This is a genomic window from Mesorhizobium sp. WSM4898 (assembly GCF_029625845.1).
Classification (GTDB): Bacteria; Pseudomonadota; Alphaproteobacteria; order Rhizobiales; family Rhizobiaceae; genus Mesorhizobium.
Genome location: NZ_JARTVQ010000007.1, coordinates 64,607 through 85,396 on the forward strand (window position 1 = coordinate 64,607; position 20,790 = coordinate 85,396).

A 20,790-nucleotide genomic window follows, 5' to 3' on the forward strand; every position below is an offset into this window, starting at 1 on the left:
GACAACTGCGACCCGCGGAAGGCGCGTGGTGGTTGCCTGGGCGGGCTCTTTTGAAGGCTACTCTTCAGCAATTGGCAGAGCAAACGACGCCTTGATCCGATCCATTACAACGATTGTCTTGAACCCCTTTACTTCAAGATGTTCGTAAAAAAAACGACGGGTAAACGCCTCGTACTCGGCCATGTCCTGAGCAGAGACCGTAATAATAAAATCCGCTTCACCCGTAACGTAGTAAGCGTTCATGATCTCAGGCGTCCGCCGAATTGCCTGCTTGAAACGATCGATGATATCGGCGCGATCGCGCTCGAGAGTGATGGATACCAGCAGGAGCAGGGGCCGACCGACGGCTTCCGGTGAAACTATGGCAACGTCCGCTTCGATGACGCCAGCGTCTCGAAGTCGCTTTAATCTCCGCTGACAAGCGGTAGCCGATAGTCCGGCAAGTTCGCCCAATTCCTCTGTCGTAAGGCGATTGTTGCGCTGCACGACGTTGAGAATCTTCCGGTCAATTCGATCCAGATCCATTCACAATCTCTGCTCATGATGATATCGGCCAATGCCAAGGCCGCCAGTCCGTACGTCCAAAATGTAGCAAGTGCCAAACGCCCTCTCGGCGCTAAAGTCGGTCCAAGTCGCAGAAAATCGGCGTTTCTTTCGCCATCTGCGCACAATACCGGCATAGTATAACTATCTGAGGGGTGCCGCTGAATCGATGGGCGTTGCTGGTGAGCAGTTGCGGGCCAGCGCAAGAACGGCAGATTCGATCGGGTGGGGGCGATCCCCGGTCGAAAAGATCCTACCGATCTCGTTGCTCAGGCGCAGAAAACATGAGTTGCAGCACGCTCGCATCAGTTCGAGGCAAGCGTGTTAGGGAGCGACATCACCAAGGGTGTCGGCGTTGCAGCATAAATCGGAGACCATGAGAGTCAGGCTATGAACCGGCCCCGGCTTTCGGATGCCTTACGGCCCTCGCGCGTCGGCCGCGAGTGAACTATGATCCGCATGGGTGTGGGGCTGGAGGAGAAGGTCGTCGGCTCAGTCAGGCTAACGTCGCTCCAAGCACTGGTAAGAAGCCCTATCCGCGGTCTGAGAATTACCCAAATTGATCTCTCGTGAGGCAGTTGTTGCAGCTGCATTCCGTCGAGACGCTTCAGTGATCCGCGAGAATGGCTCGCGATCTCTGCGTGAATCGCGGTTTGGCGCAGGAATGCGGCGTGGGAGACCGAATGTTAGACCAAAGTCGGCACGAGCACCGTGTAAAATGGGCAGGTCAGCGCAGACCAGTCTGGCGGCATTCTTACCCTTGCCGGAACGATCGCCTGAACAAGGTAGCTCAACCGCCGTCCGCACTCCCAGGAGAGAAAGCCATATGCTTCCCTTGGACATCCTCCGAAAGGAGTTTCCAGCCACAGCAAACGCCATCTACATGGATGTCGCGAACCAGGGCCTCATATCAAGCACAACATTGGCTTCAATCGAGCCTCATTTGAACAATCGGCTGCATGGCCTAAACGACGAAGAAAGAATGCTCGAACACGTCGAGCGTACTCGCGCTAGGTTCGCACAATTTATCAATTCAGATCACGATGAAATTGCAATTACCAAGAATGCATCGGAAGGCATCAACATCATCGCTAATGCGATCGATTGGAGAGATGGAGACAACGTCGTTCTATGCCCAAAATTGGAACACGCAAATAATATCTTGCCATGGATTCAGATCAGAGACCGCTACAATGTCGAGTTGCGAGTCGTAGAGCCGGATAACGGCTCAATTCCCCCTGATGCATTCGTAAAGGCGATTGATTCTCATACCCGCGTTGTTGCCTTGGCGACGGTGACGATGGTTCCGGGGTTTCGGACCGTCATGGAGCAGATATCCGAAGCCTGTAGGCACTACGGTGCATTTCTTTTGGCGGACGCGACGCAATCTGTTGGGATACTCCACACCGACGTCAATCGACTTGGCGTAGACGGTGTAGCAGTGTCCACTGTGAAGGGTTTGATGGGTCTTTATGGATCGGGTTTTTTATATTGCCGTAAAGAATGGGCCGATCGGCTGAGCCCGGCCTATCTTGCGCGCTTCAGCGTAGATTTCGGAAACGCGCCAGAATCAGCTCCGGTACCTAGTTTTGTAAAGTTGCGCTCTGGCGCGCCCCGCTTTGATATCGGGCATTACAACTTCCCTGGCATGTTGGCTGCATATGCATCAATGGGCCAGCTACTTGATATCGGAACCGAGGCGATCGACCAGAGCGTTACCTCACTCGCAAAACGTATGGCCACTGGTCTCTTAGATATCGGGCTTCCGGTCTGCGGCGGGCCACCAGGCGCTCACACTGGAAGTATCGTAGCCGTTGGCGATTCCAGCGATCTTGTTGAAGGGCGCCCAGTCGACGCCCGCATTCGGTCGCTTCACGAGCATTTCACGAAGAACGGGGTAATCGTCTCAATACGCAGAGGCATGCTCCGGTTTTCCCTGCATCTTTACAACACCGCCGATGAAGTCGATCGCGTAATCAATCTGGCCAAGAGCTGGTCGAAGTAAGAGCGACACGGCTAGTTCATGCACACAGGAGAGTACATGTCGACCCAGAGCGCCGAGACTATCGGACTTCTCCAAGATCTTATAAAGATCGAGAGCATCAATCCATCGCTGTCGCCAAAAGGTAGTGGAGAGCAAGGTGTAGCCAAGTTCCTCGAGGGTTTTTGCAAGGAGCGGAAGCTGGCTTACGGGATACAGGAGGTGGCCGATGGTCGCTCGAATTTCCTGACCTGGGTACCTGGGAAAGAACCCGATAGGCGTATTCTATTCATTGCTCATATGGATACCGTTCCTATCGATAGGTGGGAATCAGATCCATTCTCGGGTGAGCAACGGGACGGGCGAATATATGGGCGAGGTAGCTGCGACACAAAAGGCTCACTTGCAGCTATGTTGATTGCGCTTAGCTCACTTGGTGAACGGCAGCCCCGGGCCACGGTTGTTGTGGCAGCCAGCATTGACGAAGAGTACCGCAAACTTGGCGCCCGCGCTATAGCCGATTCCGGTGTCGCTTATGAGGGTGCGGTAGTCGGTGAACCCACCGAATTAGAGCTCGTTGTAGCTCACATGGGTTCTGTCCGCTGGCAAATCGAGGTTCAGGGTGTACCGGCTCATACGTCGAAGCCTCATCTCGGAGTGAACGCGATCACGGGCATGGCCAAGGTGGTATTGGCACTTGATGAGCACCATCGATCCCTTGTGTCTCGGGCGCAGCACCCATTGGTAGGGTCATCACAGCTGACCGTGAGCCTCATCGAAGGAGGTTTGGAACTTACCACTGTACCGCCGGTATGCCGTATCTGGGTCGATCGGCGTCTCATACCCGGGGAGCGGCCGCAGGACGCGTTGGCGGAGGTAGAAAGCATACTGGAAGGCCTTCGCCAGGGCGAAGACAAGATCAATGTTCGGTCATTGCTTCCCGCATTGGAAGACCCGCCTCCAATCAGTTCCGGGTCGAGCAAAATTGCAGCAGTCGCAGGAGCGGCTTGTGCCCACGTCGCGGGGACCGGAGAGCAGAAGGGAGCCACCGGCGGCTCGGATGCAAATCAGCTGTCATTGGCTGGGATCCCGTGTGTGATTATCGGACCCGGGCGTACTGCCCAAGCCCATACGAACAACGAGTTCGTTGAAATCGATCAACTGACCAAGGCTGCTGATTTGTACCAGAGAATCATGCTCACATATTAGGAGTGGCCGGCCTGATGGGGGTGCTCAAACCCCGTCCATTGGGCCGCGGACGCCCCGGATGCTGCATGAGCGTGGCGGCCGCAACGTCCCGATCTTCGCTGGTCTCGTCGGCGCTTCCCACGTAGATCTTGCCGCCCGTGCTTGAAATTCTGTTGCGACAGGCAGAGTGCGTCTTCACCATAGGGAGGGCATGATCTTCCACCGGAGACGCAGAGCCACCGAAAATTTGGCGCTCATATGCGGATAACGTACGGCAAGTGCCTAGGAAATGCAGATTTTCCGCGACAAGAAGAAATCCTCGGGGAAAACAGCCTCTTGTGACGTGATACGAAGAGAAAGTATGCGGACAGGACGAATGCCTGATCCGTTCGAGGAATGCCTGTTTTGAAGGACTCGACGAGATGAAATATGAGAAGCCATTTCCGCCCGAGGAGTTTCGGCGTCGTGTTCATGACGTGAAGCAGCGGATGGAGCGAGCGGGGCTGGACTTGCTGATCTGCCAGGATCCCGCGAATATGTATTGGCTTACCGGCTTTGACGGCTATTCGTTCTACGTGCCTCAGGTGGTCTTAGTGCATCTCCAGTCGGACATGCCCCTCTGGTTCGGACGTTTCGTCGATGTAAATTCCGCTTATATAACGACGGATCTGCCTAGAGAAAATATAAGCTCATTTTCCGATCATAGACTTCAACATCCAGAATTACATCCATTTGACGATCTTTGCGAGCTTATCAATTCGCGCGGCTGGGGATCTGATCGAATCGGTGTCGAGCTTAACGCCCACTTCTATACTGCCCGAGCACATCAACATCTCGTCAAAGGCCTTCCGAATGCAAAATTCTCTGATAGCCGCGAATTAGTCAATTGGGCACGGCTTATAAAATCTGACCTTGAACTAGTCTACATGAGAGAAGCGGGCCACCTTGCAACGCATACGATGCAGACGGCAATCGCTAACCTAAGGCCTGGAGTGCCGCAACATGAGGTCGTCGCGGAGGTGTACCGGGCCCAGACACGAGGGGTGGACGGTAAATATGGCGACTCTAGCGGTCCTCCTCTTATCCAGACTAGCGAACAAACGAACGCTCCGCACCTCAGTTGGACCGAGGAGCCCTTGCCGACCTCTGGCCTGGTTCTCATGGAGTTCGGCGCCACCCGACGCCGCTACTGTGCGCCGCTGTGCCGCACCGTCCACATCGGAAAGCCACCCGCAGAGGTCTCGCGTCTTGCTGAGGTTATAGTGGAAGGCGGGGATGCTGTGCTCGAGATGGCAAAGCCTGGTACCGTCGTTGAGGAGCTTAATGCGGTGTGGCAAGATATCCTCAAGCGGAACGGGTATATCAAGATAGGCCGCTCCGGCTATTCAATCGGACTCAACTTCCCGCCGGAATGGGGCGAACGCACGGTTAGTATTCGCGCGGGCGACAAGACCATCCTACAACCAGGAATGTGCTTCCATTTTCAGTCGGGGGTTAGGCTCGAAGGGTTCGGCGCCGCCATCTCTGAATCATTTATTGTAACCGAAAGGGGCGGTGAGCGATTGGCAGATGTTGATCGCCGCTTGATCGTCGTGGACTAGGTGATTTGGATGTGACCCAAATCGTTTTGCGATCTCACTGGGTCCGTTCGAAGCCGGTTGAAATTTGTTTCTGCGGCGAGCGGATGAACGGATCTAGCTTAAGGACGGCGCTGTCTGAGAGGTGCGGCATGCCCAACCTCTGGGACAGGAGAATCTCGCCTAGCACATGAGTTCTCTGCATCAGCGGAGATTAAGATCCGTAGGCCGAAATGAGCCACCTGTGACGCGAGCGCGGCGTGAACGTTGCCCCATTCTACAAATGCGCGGATGACGCAAGAGGACTTAGCTTTTGAGGAGCATTGAGGACGAGTTTACGCGCGCCTGAAGCGGGCTCTTGCCAACCCTGCGCGCCGGTGGGAACGCGAGTATGGTCCGCCCCGTCCGTGCAACACGTCGCGACATCAGCACACGTTGTTCCCGATAGATGGCTCGGCAGCGAAGCTCGCCTTTTGCCCGGGGCTCGCTTCATCCTTTTCTGCTGTTTCGTGCGACTTCACCACTTCACCAAGTGAATGTCTGGGTTATCGCGGGGACCTCAATTTCGGGACCCCAAGACCTCCTTCCGAATGAAGTCGTCCGCGATGCCATCGTGTCTGAAGCGGTCGCGGTCACCCTGCACAGTGCCGGACGAAAGTAGCCTTGCGGCGAGTTCCGTCTAAGATTCGAGGCGGTTGCGCCTGCGTCAGTGCGCCTGATCGGTGTCGGTCGAGAACTTAATGCCACGAGGCCAGATCGGGAACTCGGGATCGGGAGATCGGCGCTGGAACCAACTACTTTCCGCGCCGCCGGCGACCAGCGCGACCTTCGCTCGCGGTCGCTAAGCCTCCTGGCAAGTGAAGTTGTGAGCCGTGTCCAATTCTACGCGAATTGGCTGCTGTTTGCAGGAATGCAGCTAAAGGGGCATCAACTGCGCTGCCGATCGGCGCTGTGGCAGCAATAACCTAAAGGCATCAGCATACCATTGGAGTCTTAGATGAGGGGTACGTCAATCACGGCATTACGCAGGCTCAAACGGCCAGACCTTTTGCGTGGTGATGCGTATCTGAACGGCGCCTGGCTCTCCAAATCAGATACTCTTGCCGTGTTTGATCCTGCCAGCGGTGACGAGATCGCTCAAGTTGCGGCTTGCGCAGACGCCGACGTTGACGACGCGGTCCATTGCGCAAGAGCAGCGTTCCTCAAGTGGCGCGACATGCTTCCGTTACAGCGTGGTGCATATCTGCGGAAATGGGCGGCAGGCATGCGGGAGAGCGCCGAAGACCTGGCTGTCATCATAACGGCCGAGCAAGGAAAACCGATTGCTGAAGCCCGCGGCGAAGTTTCATACGCTGCCGGCTTTTTAGATTGGTTTGCAGGGGAAGGGGAGCGGGCTTACGGCGAAACGATTCCCAGCCATCTCCCCGCAAGCAGGCTGGCCGTGCATTTGCAGCCGATCGGGGTGACTGTCGCCATTACGCCATGGAACTTCCCAGCGGCAATGATCACCAGAAAGGCTGGAGCTGCACTGGCCGCTGGCTGCACAATGATTGTAAAGCCGGCACCCGAAACGCCACTGTCGGCCCTCGCGCTTGCCCGCCTTGCCGGGGATGCTGGCATTCCGCCCGGCGTGTTTCAGGTGATCACGGGCGAAGCTCCGCCACTTGCCAAACGGCTGTTGTTGCATACCCACGTGCGTGCGTTCTCTTTTACGGGCTCCACCGAGGTCGGCAGAATCCTTCTCGAGCAATCCGCGAAGACAGTGAAGAAAGTCTCGCTCGAACTTGGCGGCAATGCTCCTTTCATCCTTTTCGGCGATGCGCCGATCAACGCTGCGGTCGCCGGTTGCATGGCAGCCAAGTTCGCGACATCCGGTCAGGACTGTCTCGCGGCAAACCGGATTTATGTGCAGCGAGAGATTTACGAGCATTTTACGGAAAAATTTGCCGAGGCCACCAGTAAACTAAAGGTCGGGCACGGATTGGAGCCAGGTGTCGACATCGGTCCGATGACAAAGACGTCTGGTGCTGACAAATGCAGGCACCAGGTTTCTGAGGCTCTAGCAGCCGGGGCTCGAATGGTAGCAGGCGCACAGCACAATTCGCTTGGCGGGAACTTCGTCACGCCGGCCGTGCTTGCTAATGTGACCGATGACATGGTGATTGCGAAGGACGAAACGTTTGGACCTGTCGCTGCAATCCTGCCCTTCGACGACGAACGGGAGGTGGTCGCGCGAGCCAACAATTCCGAGATGGGACTTGCGGCCTACGTCTATACCCAAGATCTCAACCGAGCCATGCGGCTCTCCGACCGGCTCGAATATGGCATGGTTGCCGTGAATACTCCAAAATTTACGGGGCCGGGCATTCCGTTCGGCGGCTGGAAACAATCCGGCCTTGGTCGCGAGGGCTCAAGGCACGGTCTTATCGAATATCTCGAACCCAAATACCTCTGCATCGGCAACATCGCGGCCTGAAAGGAAGCATTCAATGACCATCAACATCAAAGAGATCACCGAAAAGGACCGCAACTCGGTCTTGCATCCTTTCACTCAGCTTAAAGATTTCGCCACTGGCAAGCTCGGCGACCCAACGATCGTGGTGACAGGGAAGGGGATCCGCATCCAGGACGCGCATGGCAACCAATTTATCGATGGCTTTGCCGGCCTATACTGCGTCAATGTCGGGTATGGCCGCACGGAAGTCGCCGATGCGATCTCGCGTCAGGCCTATCGCTTGGCGTATTACCACTCCTATGCGGCGCACACGACCGACGAGCTTGCGATCCTCTCCGATCGCCTTGTGAAGATGGCGCCGGGCAAGATGAGCAAGGTGTTCTATGGCATGTCCGGCTCGGATGCGAACGAGACCCAGGCCAAGCTTGTTTGGTACTACAACAACCTGCGTGGCAAGCCGACCAAAAAGAAGATCATCTCCCGTGAACGCGGCTATCACGGCTGCAGCGTCGTGTCGGGCTCGATGACGGGCATGAGCTTTTATCACGACCACATGGACCTGCCACTTCCGCAGATTGTTCACACGGGTGTTCCACATCATTACTGGGGCGCAACCCCGGGCGAAACCGAGCGCGAATTCTCCGCTCGCCGCGCCGCCGAGCTTGATCAGTTGATCGAGCGGCTCGGCCCGGACAACGTCGGCGCCTTCATTGGCGAGCCCGTCCTCGGCACAGGTGGTATCACGCCTCCGCCGGAAGGCTATTGGGAAGCGGTACAGACGGTCCTCAAAAAACATGATGTGCTGCTGATTGCCGATGAAGTGATCACAGGGTTCGGCCGCACCGGTTCCATGTTCGGCTCACAGCACTATGGCATCGAGCCAGACCTCATCACGATCGCTAAAGGTTTGACGTCGGCCTACTTCCCGCTTTCAGCGGCAATCGTCGGTGAGAAGGTGTATAAAGTCCTGGAGGATGGAGCCGACAAGGTCGGGGCATTCTCGCACGGCTACACCTACTCTGGTCATCCGATCGGCGCCGCCGCGGCCAACGCGGTCCTCGATATTGTCGAGAAAGAAGACCTCCCCGGCAATGCGCGTGACGTCGGCGCGTTTTTCCAGGCGCAGTTGCAGGAGAGGTTCGCGCAGTTGCCGATCGTCGGCGAAGTGCGGGGCGTCGGTCTTATGGGCGCAATCGAGTTCGTTGCCGATCGCGACAATCGGAAGCGTTTCGATCCGGCGCTCAAGGTAGGTGCGCGAATCTCGAAGGCCGCCCGTGACCGTGGTCTTATCGCTCGGGCCATGCCGCACGGGGACATTTTGGGCTTTGCTCCGCCGCTGGTTACAACCAAAGCTGAGGCGGAGGAGATTGTTGCAATCGCAGAAAGCGCCGTGCGCTCGGTTATGGATGAGCTTGTTCGCGAGAGTGAGAAAATCTGAATGAGTTGGGCCATCTTGTCGTAATCAAGGCGCAAACTCAAGCGACGGCCTGATCGGCTTGCGGGGCTGCCAGCTGAGCTGGTGCCGCGTTCCGCTCATTGAGTTTTCGGCGGAATTCAATGCAGACACTGCTCAGGAGGAACTGGTGGCCAATTCGACCGCACTCAATCCCTGGGAATGGCCTGAAAGCCATTGGCGGCGGCGCATCAACAAAGTCAGAGCGGGCAAGGCACTAAGACCAATGTGGCCCGGCGGTAAACGCTGTGCCTTCGCCATCTCGTTCGACGTCGATCATGAGTCGAACGAATTGCGCAGGGGAGGGCGATCGCTAAGCAGATTATCCTGGGGTCAGTACGGGAGCCGACGAGGGATGCCTCGGGCTTTGGAACTCTTGAGAAAGTACGACGTTCCGGCGAGTTTTTTCGTTCCCGCTGTGATCGCTCAGTTGTATCCAGACGAGCAACGCGCAGTTGTCGATGAAGGCCATGAAATTGGCATGCACGGCTGGATACACGAGCTAAACTCGGAACTGAGCGCAGAGAGCGAGCGCTCTTTAATGATGAGGAGTGCCGACACTCTTGAAAAAATCACTTCCAAACGCCCGACGGGAATTCGAACGCCTTCCTGGGATTTTTCCGACGCAACTCTACGGATCATACGTGAAACCGGATTGACATACGACTCATCCCTTATGGCCGATGATAGTTGCTATGAGCTGCTGGAAGACGAGGAACCCACGGGAGTGATTGAAATACCGGTCGAATGGATTCGAGACGATGCCACTTATCTTTGGATGAGTCCCGATGGGTCTTCACGGCCAGATTTATCAGTCGACGACGTGCTTTCTGTATTTATTCGGGAGTTCGAAGGGGCCTATCAAGATGCCGATTTATTTCAGCTGACTCTGCATCCACACGTCATTGGATATCGCTCACGGATCTGGATCGTAGAAGAATTAATTCGACGCGCCAAAGCAAAGGGTGACGTTTGGTTCGCCACACATCATCAGGTCGCCGAGCGTGCGTCCTCATGTCTCTGAAAACTCTCAGACAGGAACGCCGGTAGAGTGCGGTGTTCTTGGGGCGGCGCAAGCCGTCCTGCGCCTCGACCGTTGCGGCGGTCACCAATGGATTTGGAATGACGCGGATCATCCGCTGTCCGGTATTCGCTTTCAGAGCGGGTACAGTGGGAGTTCTTATCTTGGAGGAGGACTACAATCTTGATTGACACGACCTTTGCCGGAAAAACGGTGCTGATTACCGGCGGGTGGCGCGCTTGGCCCGGCCAGTGCCAAACTGCTGGCGGCGGGTGGAGCGGATTTGGTGTTGGCTGACCTGTCGCAAGAGGCTCTGGACCAAACTCTGGCCGCCTGTCCTGGTGCCCGTTGAGTTGTCTGCGACGTGACCGATCCGGCGATGCTGGAAGGGCTGGTCGACCTCGCCCGCGAGAGCTTTGGCCGGCCGGTTGAGGGCTTGGTCGCGGCCGCTGGCATTACGGTGCGATGAAGCGGCTGATAGACGTGAAGGGTACGAAGCCATGTTCAGCTTCAACGTCGGGGCCATTTGGCGAATCTGCAAGCTGCATCCCGCAGATGCGCGAGCTTGGCCGCGGATCGGTGGTGCTCTTCAGCTCGACTGCTGGTCTGCAGGCCTCGAAGGACGTGCCGATCTATTCGGTGACCAAGGCGGCGGTTGTGATGATGACTCGCACGCTGGCGCTGAACCACGCGGCAGAAATATCCGCGCAAACTGTGTCTGCCCCGGAACCATCGCCAGCCGTTGGCCGAGGCCGGCGTCGCCTTCGCCCGGGGAGAAGCGGCACAGGTCGAGCGCCGGACGAAGATCATCGCTGCGCATCCGATGGGCCGAATGGGGTTGCCGTCCGAGGTGGCGACAGCTGTCGGCTATCTGCTGGACGATGCGGCGGGCTTCACCATCGGCGCCGCGCTTACGGTCGACGGAGGCAGCCTTGCCTAAGCTCCGGTCAGAAACACTGTCGTCGTCACCGGCGCGGCGCGCGGGATCGGTGCCGCAACAGCGGCGTGGCTTGGCTCGGAAGAGGCGTGGGTGTTGCTAGTGGATGTTCTGGATAAAGTGCACGACACAGCTGCGGGCCTTGGCCAGACGGCGCTCGTCTGCGATCTGGCCATGCCCGACGCCGCAGGGCGGGTTCTGGCCGCCTTGGATGCCGCAAGGATCGAGACGCTCGACGTCCTCGTGAACAATGCCGGCATTGGCGGTTCGAAGTCGCTCGCCGATACTGACGATGCCTTTTGTTCCCGCTGATCGATATCAACTTGCGTGCAGTCATCAGCCTGACCCGCGAGTTGCGGCCGCGGATGCGCCAGCCGGGCGGGCGGATCATTAATGTCAGCTCGATCCTCGGGCTTACGGGCTATCCCGGAACGGTAGGCTATTCGGTGGCCAAGGCCGGGATCGCGTATCTCACGCTCCAGCAGGCCGGCGAGCAGGGCCTGTAGGGTATAACCGTGAATGCGGTGGCGCCCGGCGTGGTCCCCACCGACATGACTCGAGCGCTGCACGTACGCAGCTACCAACGCCTGATGGTCGCGCCAATCCGCTCGAGCGCGTCTCCTCGCCGGAGGAGCAGGCGGCGGTGATCGCCTTCCTGCTTCGGACGACGCGTTCTACGTCTCGGGCGCAGTGATCCCCGTCGACGGCGGCTCCCGCCTGTCACAGTAGAGAAGAATAGCGCAATTTAAGCCTATACACAGGATGGCCCTGCAATTCCCGGATGCAGACCGACTCTGCCGGTAACCGGTTCCGGTGGTCGATCCTGTTAGCGGCGCCATTACCCGGCGCACATTTGATCGCGGTGGTGGGCAAGTTGAATTTACCCTTCGCGCGCTTCCCAGCGATCAATATGGCAGTGTCGTACTGCTCGGTCATTGTCGCAACGGTCGCGTTCAGCGTCGGCGCGAACCACAGCGCCTTGGCCACACCAGGTTGTAGCAGACGGATCGCCTCAGTGACCCGCCGAAGAAGCTGAGGCCGTCAATCCAGTCGGGCAGCTTTTGAGTCAGAGTTGGCAAAGGCTGCTCGAACTGAACGACTGTTGAGGAAAGCCTTTGCAGGCGCGGCGGGCGCGAGCACCGCGGGGAGCCGCAAAAAGGCACGCGGAGAGCTCTGCTGAGGCTGCAGTCAACTCAGCGTCCTTGGGAGCATATTGAAGTAGTATTTGCCCATCTCTCCCTGTTATGGCGATTTGAGAAGCAAAAAGCCCGTTCAGCGTTTAGCTTGGAGAATGTGCCCACTGCACTGCTCGCCCGCGAATCACCGATATTATGCAGATTTAGGAGCTCGACGCCGATCTCCTGCATTTGTTGGCGAGGATTGCTGGAAGAGTACCCATTCAATGCACTAAAATCCTGGAGTGGTCTGATCCTCATATTGTAAGTGTAGGCTGGCCTGATGCGGCTGGTTCCAAGTCTTCACAAAGGTTCCAACTACGCCTCCTCCCAAGGCGCATCGGCCCGGCAGCGAGTTCAATCTCCTGCCGGGCGTTGTAACTATTTGCGCACATTGGCCGATTCGGACCTTCAACGGGTTGGGCGGCTGCTGGCTGTCGGAGCAATGTAAAACTGGCTCATAGGCAAGAGTTAGATTGATGAGCAGTCTTGCGGACCAAGTCGCCGATCCAAATTCGCCAGGAGCATTTGCGCCCCTCAGAAATCCGAGCTTTCGTTCAATCTGGTTCGCCACGCAGGTCAGCTCGCTCGGCTGGTTGATGCAGACTGTTGCCATCAGCTGGCTGATGGCTACGATTTCGACTTCCGATCTGATGGTCGCGCTGGTTCAGGCTTCTTCAAACCTGCCAGCGTTCATCTTATCCGTCTTCGCCGGGGCCTTGGCTGATAATTTCAGCCGGCGCCGGGTCATGTTCGCCGGCCGGTGCCTTATGGTATTGGCATCTGCGATGCTGACGGCTTTTGTGGTGCTGGGCTTTGTCGATCCGTGGATGATCCTCGGCTTCAGCTTCTTGATCGCATGCGGCGGCGCTCTCCACGATCCAGCCTGGCAGGCCTCGGTTGGCGATATGGTGAACCGACGCGACGTTCCCGCCGCCGTCACGCTCCTCTCCGTTGGCTTCAACACTGTTCGGACCGTAGGCCCGGCGCTCGGTGGCATAGTAGTTGCCTCTTTTGGGCTGATGACGGCTTTCGCCGTAACCAGTCTTACCTATCTGGTCCCTTTGGTAACCATATGGCGCTGCAAGTGGATGGTTCGCTCATCACCTCTCCCACGTGAGTCGATGAGGACGGCGATCTATGACGGGCTACGCTTCACGGCGATGTCGTCGGAGATTAAGACGGCGATCACTCGCGGAACCCTCTTTGGTCTGGCGAGCATCGCCATTCTCGCGCTGCTGCCGCTGGTTGTCCGCGACCAGCTGGGAGGCGGACCGCTCGCCTATGGCACGCTCATGGCCGGATTCGGGACAGGCGCCGTCTTCGCCGGCATCTCGAACAGCGTGTTCAGACGGAGCTTGTCACAAGAGCGGCTGATGACGCTCGCATGCGTCGCCTGCGCGGCATGCTCCCTTTCGCTTGCGCTGACTTCTTCGATTGCAGTGGCGGCAATTGCACTCGCCATGGGTGGCGCGGGCTGGGTCACCGCCTGGTCCGGGGTCGGCGTGACCGTGCAACTGGCAAGCCCGCGCTGGGTCGTGGGGCGCACCATCTCGATTTACTATGCATTGATCGATGGCGGCATCGCAGCGGGCAGTTGGGTGTGGGGCACGGTGGCCCAGAACCATTCACTGACCTTGGCACTGGAGGGCTCCGCTGGAGCCCTTCTGCTGGTCGCCGCCACGGGCCTCCTGTTTCCCCTTCGCGAGCGCCGCGAATCCGATCCAGATGCTTTGGAGGACTTCGACGCACCGGCAGTCGCCCTCAATCTCAAGCCAAGAAGCGGTCCCATCGTGGTCAAAGTCGAGTACCTAGTGCCCGAGGAAAATCGCGAAGCATTCCTGGAACTCATGCGGGCGCGCCGGCATGTGCACAGTCGCGTCGGCGCTCGTCATTGGACTCTCCAGCGCAACCTTCAGGAGCCTATGCAATGGATAGAGACATTCCGCACGCCGACCTGGACCGACTACCTTCGCCTGAACCATCGTCTCACGGAAGCAGACAAGGAATTGGGTAAACAAGTGCTGAAATTGCATGCAGGACAGCTTCCGCCTAAAATCATGCTTTTTATCGAGCGACCAACAAGCTCGGCCCTAAAGTCCGATGAATCAGCACGTTATTTTCTCCGACACTGACTCTTCGAGGTTAACCCCTTGTATCTGCACGCAGAGGACTTTGTGCGATGGAAGCGACTGAGCCTCGAACCGGATGGCCATCCGGTTCGAAGCAAGGCGAAGTCGCCCGACACCCCTCCGGCCACAACCGTGGGTGAGCCTGGGATCTTCGCCTTCGTCACGTACGACCGAATAGTCGCTTGGCTCCAATCGCACGCACAAGGCAGGTTACCGTGAACAAGACTATCTGTGGAGTGGATGTTTCGAAAGACTGGCTCGATACCCATGTCGTGCCGAGCGGAGCGGCGGGCCGCTTTCGCAACGATGCGGCAGGCATAGCCGAGCTTGCTGCCTGGTGTTAGGTCAATGGTGTCGAGCTCGTCGTCATGGAGGCCAGTGGCGGCTACGAACGGCTTCCCTTCCTGCTGTCGTGGGAGTTGGGAGTAGCCTGCGGCATGGCCAATGCGAGGAGCGTACGCTGATTCGCCGAGGCGATGGGCTTCCTGGAGAAGACCGACAGGATCGACGCCGCCGTCATCGCCCGCTATAGCGAGGTCAAACGGCTGCAGCCGACGCTGCCGCCGAGCGCGGCCCAGCAGCGGCTCAAGGCGCTGGTCGCCCGGCTTTCCCAGGTAACCGCCGATCTCACCGTCCAGAAGCAGCGCAAGAGCGCTGCCACTGATGCCGATACCATTGCCTGCGTATTCCGATGAAGCCGGCCACCGATTCCGATTTGAAGCCGGCCAGTCATTCCGATTTCATTCCGGCCAGCATTCCGATTTGAAGGCGGCCATTTTTCGGTCTGATCCTGGGTCTCGTTGATGTTTGGGTTGGGTTTTGTTTCAGGTCAAGCTGACGGATAAGCCCGAAAGCGGCACCATGCAAGAATACAATAGGTCCACCGGTTCCATTCTCGCAATACAAAGTCGCGACGGCCCCAATCAATATGCAATGTTCGGTGATCATTGTTTCCTCAGCAAAAGCGAGCCAGATCGGTCTGCATTATGCATATGGGAAGCGAGGCTTCTGGTATTTACTTCATAAGCGTAGCAGCGTCTACAGGCCTTTTGCGCCAATTGCCCCCTAGCCGAACGCAGGAATTCGGCGTAGGCGCCCCAGTTCTTCAACCGCGAATTTGCAGGAAATTCCTAAACAAGCGCGGTGACCGTCTAGTGCATCAAGTTACGCGCGGAGCATCCTCCCCAATGCCTGCATCTGCGGCCTTCTAATCCGATCAATGTGGTCGCAAGCGGGGTGCGACCCGAAGCGCGCAATCACCATCTCCGCCTTTGGCGCTATGTACAGGTTCTGGCCGTAAAGGCCCCGACCTTCAATAGCATCAAGCTCGTCGTGTGATACCCACCATTGGCTTCGGTATGTATAGCCGAATGGGAGGTCCGGCTTGGCGGGGTGGTCGAGATCTTGAAGGTCGTAGACAACACTCGCGGGAACCAGTTGCTTGCCATTACACGAGCCTTCACATCGCATCAGCTCGCCGAAACGCGCCAAGTCGCGCAACGTCACATTGAGTCCGCTATGCGCCCTCGGCATACCGTTTGTCGGGTCGATCTCGACATAGGCGTCTTCTTCGCAGCCCAGTGGCAACCATAAGCGCTCCTCCAACAGTTGTGCGAACGACCGGCCCGTTGCGCGCGACATAACCCAAGCCATAACATTGGTATCGACGCCTTTGTAGACAAATTTGCCGTGCGCCCCTTCCTTTCGTATGGTACGCAGGTATTCGCATCTATATGACTTGTCTACACTTGTGTAATCTTCAGTAAAAGCAACGTTAGTTTGCATGTCCATGACTTGGCGGAGCGTTGCATCTTCCCACCCTGTACCTCGTAATTCCGGCACAAACTGCGATATTGTCTTCCTGTCGTCGAGAATGCCCTCATGCACCAACGCCGCGGCTAGGGTGCCCGCATACGATTTGGTGATTGACTGACACGAATGTTGTACGTGCGGCGCGAGTGCGCCGAAGTATCGTTCGTATATGATCCGCCCCCGATGCAGGACCAAAATGCCGTCGGTGTAGGTGTCGAATAGCGCCTCCTCGAACCGGTTGGTGCGGTCGTCCATGTCGACGAACGTGAGCCCATCGATTTCGGTAGACCTGTTGCTGCACTCAAGCTGCGACGGTCCGCCCCGCCCTCGCCACACTTGGACTGTGGGCCGCAGCTCACGCATATGCGATAGCGACCAGCGAAGCTGAGGAAAGGTCCAAACAGTTTCATTCTCGAATGTTACACGCTTGTCTGGCGGCGGCGGCGCACCGCGCATCCAGCCAAATTCGCGAGGATCCGATGCACGGCCGTCCAGGTATTGCTGTCCGTCGAATTCGAGTACGCTCTCCGACGCGTTACCGACGGTTTGCCGTTGTTTGAATTCTGTCATACATGGGATCCAATTTCATGCCTAGGCGCCCCCGGCGCCAGCTGGCTATCGAGAGTTGCGACCCAACCTCGGGAGTTCGGACTGGACTAAATCACAACATGTTATGATCATAGCAGCGGCAGGCGCGCATTCTATGCGAAATGTCCTCGACAACGCAGCAAATCAGCGTTGTATTGCGGCCGGCGCATACTTGCGGCCCCGCTCTCGCGTGGCAAGTAGGACCTAACTTGCCGAACGCTTCCAGCTACAAGAGGCATGAGCCATCATGCGCAGTATGCCGAGTACATCTCGATTAAACCGGGTCCGAACGGGTTGACAATTGTAACGCGTCTCCGCTGTCCGAGCTACGATGAGTCAAAAATTCTCTGGTCTATCAACGATGTTGACCCAGAGGGATACGTGCGAACTCGCAAGGCAAGAAATCGCGAAATGGCATGGGCGACTCTGCATGTTGGCGACGCGATAGTGGATAACGCCGTCGCCTTCGTAGGTGGGCTCGGCTTGAGTCGTCGCATGCGACGTCTCGAAGCAACCGCCCTGGTCAATAGCGACGTCGACCAGCTCCGAGCCCTTCTTCATGCCGGACATCATTTCGCGGGTGACGAGCTTTGGCGCGGCAGCACCGGCGATCAGCACGGCCCCGACCACGATGTCGGCAGAGAAGCATTCTTCCTCGAGCGCCCCGACGGTTGAGTAGCGGGTGCGCACACGGCCGGCGAAGAGGTCGTCGAGATTAGGGAGGTCGAGATTAGGGAGGTCGAGATTAGGGAGAGAGAGGGGCTTGGACCGCAGTTCCCACGTGACCAGAGTCAGCCCTGCAAGGTGTAATTCAACGCGCCAGTCCAGTTTAGATCCTTCCAAACAAGACGTCTTGTGGCGATGCAATCTGCAGCCTTCGGAGTCCAGCGAGTTGGCGAGTTCGCCGACCTCTCTGAGGCCAGGGTATCCGTGCTTTGTGAAATCGCCAGAGCGATCCGGCGAAAGCCAAGGGTAGTTCGCAGGAAACCTGCATCATCGAACTCGATTTCGCTGAATGCCAACAATGCAGAGCGATAAGGTGTCGTTCGTTAAATGACGGACCGGGATGGGTCCAATCAGCAGGGAGCAATGGCGCACCGCTAAGACACTCCTCTCGGTGGCGACGAAGGTAGCTTTCAAGAAAATAAGAACGAGAAAAAAGGGAACTATAGATGAACAATCATGTAACGACGGTCGTAGTTGCAGTCTCCATGGCGGTTGCGTCGATGTCTTTGTCAGCCAAGGCTTGCGCCGGCGAAGTCCTTGATCGTGTGCTCGCGGCACAGACATTGACGGTAGCGGTCGGGTCCGACTGGGGAGCCTTGTCTCACTTGAACGACCAACATGAACTCGACGGTGATGATGTAGAGGTCGCGAAGGGCATTGCGGACTACTTGGGCGTGAAGATCAAATTCGTGACCCCGGGCTGGGATATCATTCAGGCAGGCCAGTGGGGGGGGCGTTGGGACATGGCCATGGGTCAAATGACGCCGACCAACGATCGCGCCAAAAAATTCGCCTTCCCGGCCATGTACTTCTACGAAGGCGAAGTCGCTGTCGTTCACAAGGATAGCAAAGCGACGAAGCCTTCCGACCTGGAGGGCAAGATCGTCGGCGTCCGAGCGGGAACTCTTGGCGATTTGTATGCCAATCACAAGCTCACACCGGCATGGATCGGCGCTAAGCCAATACAATATCAATTTACAGCGGGCCAAGTGAAGGCTTATCCAAGTGCTAACTCTCTTACGCTTGACGACCTGCGCCTCGGCGATGGTGTTCGTCTCGATGGCGTCATTACTGAAGGAACGACGGCGGCTGCGGCAATCAAATCTGGCTATCCATTGAAGGTTATTGGCGATCCCTTATTCTACGCCCCGGGCGCTGTCACAATCGAGCGTGGCGATAAGGAGTTTATCGACAAGGTCGCTGCCGCGGTCAAGAAGATGAAGGATGACGGCACTCTTGCTAAACTCTCGGTCAAGTGGTTCGGGGGGGATTTCAGCGTCGATAAATAACATGACACAATCGTGGGCGTCCCCTTCCCGGGGGCGCCTCTTCTTAGGAAGAAAATGCTTATGCTTTACCACGATACAGTTGAATCTGAGGTGCTCGTCCACAAGCCATGGTTTATCGGCTGCATATTTGCAATTGTGCTCGCGGTTTTTCTTATCTTCAACGTAGCGGGCACCACGATGGGCGAACTCCTACGGCCCGTGATTGGCGATCACGCACAAGTGAAGTTTTACAGTCGCATTGCGATCGCTTTTGTAATTGCCGCAATGTTCTGCCTCAACCTCGTGCTGATTGGTTTTGTCCCGCTCAAAATCCAAATCGGGATCGTATGGTTTGAGTTGGTGCTACTGTTCCTTTCGCTCTTCGCGGCATTTGACTTAAGCATGCCATTTATTTGGGCAAACCTGCCATTTCTAATTACGCAGGGGGTAGTTACTACAGTTTACGTATCAGCGATGTCACTGCTATTTGCGTCGGCTATCGCAATAATCGGCGCGATTGCGAAACTGTCAAGCAACGGCATGGCTTACGCGATAGTCAGCTTCTACACTTCATGCTTCCGGGGTCTGCCGCTTCTCATGCAGGTTTATCTGATCTACATGGGCTTGCCCCAGGTAGGTTACGTTATTAATGCCGTGCCTGCAGGCGTGTTGGCGCTTTCGCTATGCAGTGGTGCCTACATGACGGAGATCTTCCGTTCGGGCATAGCCAGCATCGATCGCGGCCAGTGGGAGGCATCCCGGTCATTAGGTTTCGGCTTTGCGCTCACAATGCGCAGAATCATTCTGCCGCAAGCGCTTCCGGTTATCATTCCCCCGATGGGAAACACGTTCATCTCAATGCTCAAAGACAGCTCTCTCGTTTCGGTTCTTGGCGTTTGGGAGCTGACGTATCTAGCTCACTCACTCGGCCAGCCAACCTTCCATACTATGGAGATGCTAGTAACAGCGGCAATGATTTATTGGATTTTATCCGCCTGCCTGGAACTGGTCCAATCCCGGATCGAGGACCATTTTGCCAGAAGTAAGAAGCGATGATCGTGAATTCATTGGTCAAGCTAAAAAAGACGTCTAAGTTGGTTCGGCCATTTTCAAGGCACTTACAGATGCGCCAATGAACAAGAGAGATGCAATATTGAGCGACGAAGTCATCGAAGCTAAGAATGTATCCAAATGGTATGGTGCCTTCAGAGCACTAACTGACATCAACCTAACCGTCCGCAAGGGCGAACGTATCGTCATCTGTGGGCCCTCAGGCTCGGGAAAGTCGACGCTGATCCGTTGCGTCAATCGGCTCGAAGCGCACCAGGATGGCGAGATTACCGTCACTGGGATTAGGTTACATAACAAAATGCGCAACGTAGCTGAAGTTCGCAAAAGCGTCGGCATGGTTTTTCAGCACTTTAATCTTTTCCCGCACATGACCGTGCTGATGAACTGTATGGCGGCGCCGATGTGGATAAAGGGCGTTCCAGAGGGTGAGGCTAGAAAGATCGCGCTTAAATTCCTAGAGCGCGTGCGCATTCCCGAACAGGCGAACAAATATCCGGCTCAGCTCTCCGGGGGACAGCAGCAGCGCGTCGCAATTGCCCGGTCCCTCTGTATGGAGCCTGCAGTCATGCTCTTCGATGAGCCGACCTCCTCGCTCGATCCAGAGATGGTCGCTGAAGTGCTCGAGACTGTGACCGGACTCGCACGCGACGGCATGACCATGGTATGCGTCACCCACGAGATGGGCTTTGCGCGCGCCGTGGCCGATCGAGTAATCTTCATGGATCGAGGTGAGATCGTCGAAGAGGGTACACCGCACGACTTCTTCAGAAACCCGCAGCACGAAAGAACGAAATTGTTTCTCAGCCAGATCTTGTCGCATTGAGGGAGCCATCCTTCAACGAGGCCGTTCGACCGAGTTACTG

14 protein-coding genes and 4 pseudogenes are annotated in these 20,790 nt (G+C 56.8%); 14 read left to right on the plus strand and 4 right to left on the minus strand.

Going from position 1 to position 20,790, the window contains the following annotated elements:
- Positions 1-57 precede the first annotated feature (57 nt).
- Entirely contained in the window at positions 58-525 is a 468-nt protein-coding gene (locus P9228_RS24210) for an Lrp/AsnC family transcriptional regulator (RefSeq protein WP_063169330.1), read from the minus strand.
- 844 nt (positions 526-1,369) lie between these two features.
- On the opposite strand from P9228_RS24210, the gene P9228_RS24215 reads away from it, so the two are divergent.
- From P9228_RS24215 to P9228_RS24255, 9 genes and pseudogenes are all read left to right on the plus strand, one after another.
- Positions 1,370-2,548: an aminotransferase class V-fold PLP-dependent enzyme gene (locus P9228_RS24215; protein WP_063169329.1), complete on the plus strand. Its 1,179-nt coding sequence runs from the start codon at positions 1,370-1,372 to the stop codon at positions 2,546-2,548.
- Between the two features lie 36 nt (positions 2,549-2,584).
- A complete protein-coding gene (locus P9228_RS24220) occupies positions 2,585-3,733 on the plus strand; it encodes a M20 family metallopeptidase (protein ID WP_063169328.1) in 1,149 nt (382 codons plus the stop codon).
- A gap of 401 nt (positions 3,734-4,134) precedes the next feature.
- Positions 4,135-5,313 carry a Xaa-Pro peptidase family protein gene (locus P9228_RS24225; RefSeq protein ID WP_063169327.1) on the plus strand — a complete coding sequence of 393 codons (1,179 nt, stop codon included), beginning with the start codon at positions 4,135-4,137 and terminating at the stop codon, positions 5,311-5,313.
- Between the two features lie 973 nt (positions 5,314-6,286).
- Positions 6,287-7,765: an NAD-dependent succinate-semialdehyde dehydrogenase gene (locus tag P9228_RS24230; protein ID WP_063169326.1), complete on the plus strand. Its 1,479-nt coding sequence runs from the start codon at positions 6,287-6,289 to the stop codon at positions 7,763-7,765.
- Between the two features lie 13 nt (positions 7,766-7,778).
- Positions 7,779-9,182 (plus strand): aspartate aminotransferase family protein, encoded by a 1,404-nt coding sequence (locus P9228_RS24235; RefSeq protein ID WP_063169325.1) that lies wholly within the window; start codon positions 7,779-7,781, stop codon positions 9,180-9,182.
- A 145-nt stretch (positions 9,183-9,327) separates the two neighbouring features.
- The gene (locus P9228_RS24240; RefSeq protein WP_224570030.1) at positions 9,328-10,221 is read left to right on the plus strand and encodes a polysaccharide deacetylase; all 894 of its coding nucleotides are present in this window, start codon (positions 9,328-9,330) and stop codon (positions 10,219-10,221) included.
- 739 nt (positions 10,222-10,960) lie between these two features.
- Complete coding sequence (locus P9228_RS24245; protein ID WP_063169323.1) at positions 10,961-11,158, plus strand: SDR family oxidoreductase; 198 nt, start codon at positions 10,961-10,963, stop codon at positions 11,156-11,158.
- Positions 11,159-11,185: 27 nt separating this feature from the next.
- Positions 11,186-11,467 (plus strand): annotated as a pseudogene (locus tag P9228_RS24250) (SDR family NAD(P)-dependent oxidoreductase); the annotation flags it as partial.
- Positions 11,455-11,661 (plus strand): SDR family oxidoreductase, encoded by a 207-nt coding sequence (locus P9228_RS24255; protein WP_199489648.1) that lies wholly within the window; start codon positions 11,455-11,457, stop codon positions 11,659-11,661. The pseudogene P9228_RS24250 and the gene P9228_RS24255, both read left to right, overlap by 13 nt.
- A gap of 400 nt (positions 11,662-12,061) precedes the next feature.
- Here P9228_RS24255 and P9228_RS24260 read toward each other — a convergent pair.
- Positions 12,062-12,228, minus strand: a pseudogene (locus tag P9228_RS24260) (IS21 family transposase); the annotation flags it as partial.
- A 581-nt stretch (positions 12,229-12,809) separates the two neighbouring features.
- Here P9228_RS24260 and P9228_RS24265 point away from each other — a divergent pair.
- Positions 12,810-14,465 carry an MFS transporter gene (locus P9228_RS24265; RefSeq protein ID WP_063169321.1) on the plus strand — a complete coding sequence of 552 codons (1,656 nt, stop codon included), beginning with the start codon at positions 12,810-12,812 and terminating at the stop codon, positions 14,463-14,465.
- A gap of 269 nt (positions 14,466-14,734) precedes the next feature.
- Positions 14,735-15,121, plus strand: a pseudogene (locus P9228_RS24270) (transposase); the annotation flags it as partial.
- A 505-nt stretch (positions 15,122-15,626) separates the two neighbouring features.
- Here the strand turns inward: P9228_RS24270 and P9228_RS24275 are convergent.
- Entirely contained in the window at positions 15,627-16,844 is a 1,218-nt protein-coding gene (locus P9228_RS24275) for a serine hydrolase (RefSeq protein ID WP_063169320.1), read from the minus strand.
- Positions 16,845-17,198: 354 nt separating this feature from the next.
- A pseudogene (locus tag P9228_RS24280) lies at positions 17,199-17,576 on the minus strand (alanine dehydrogenase); the annotation flags it as partial.
- A 458-nt stretch (positions 17,577-18,034) separates the two neighbouring features.
- Between P9228_RS24280 and P9228_RS24285 the strand changes: the two are divergent.
- The 3 genes from P9228_RS24285 (at position 18,035) to P9228_RS24295 (ending at position 20,750) form a co-directional block, all read left to right on the plus strand.
- Positions 18,035-18,877: a transporter substrate-binding domain-containing protein gene (locus tag P9228_RS24285; protein WP_063169318.1), complete on the plus strand. Its 843-nt coding sequence runs from the start codon at positions 18,035-18,037 to the stop codon at positions 18,875-18,877.
- Between the two features lie 60 nt (positions 18,878-18,937).
- On the plus strand, positions 18,938-19,912 hold the full coding sequence (locus P9228_RS24290) for an amino acid ABC transporter permease (RefSeq protein WP_063170377.1): 975 nt from the start codon (positions 18,938-18,940) through the stop codon (positions 19,910-19,912).
- A gap of 94 nt (positions 19,913-20,006) precedes the next feature.
- A complete protein-coding gene (locus P9228_RS24295) occupies positions 20,007-20,750 on the plus strand; it encodes an amino acid ABC transporter ATP-binding protein (RefSeq protein ID WP_135921822.1) in 744 nt (247 codons plus the stop codon).
- Positions 20,751-20,790 lie beyond the last annotated feature (40 nt).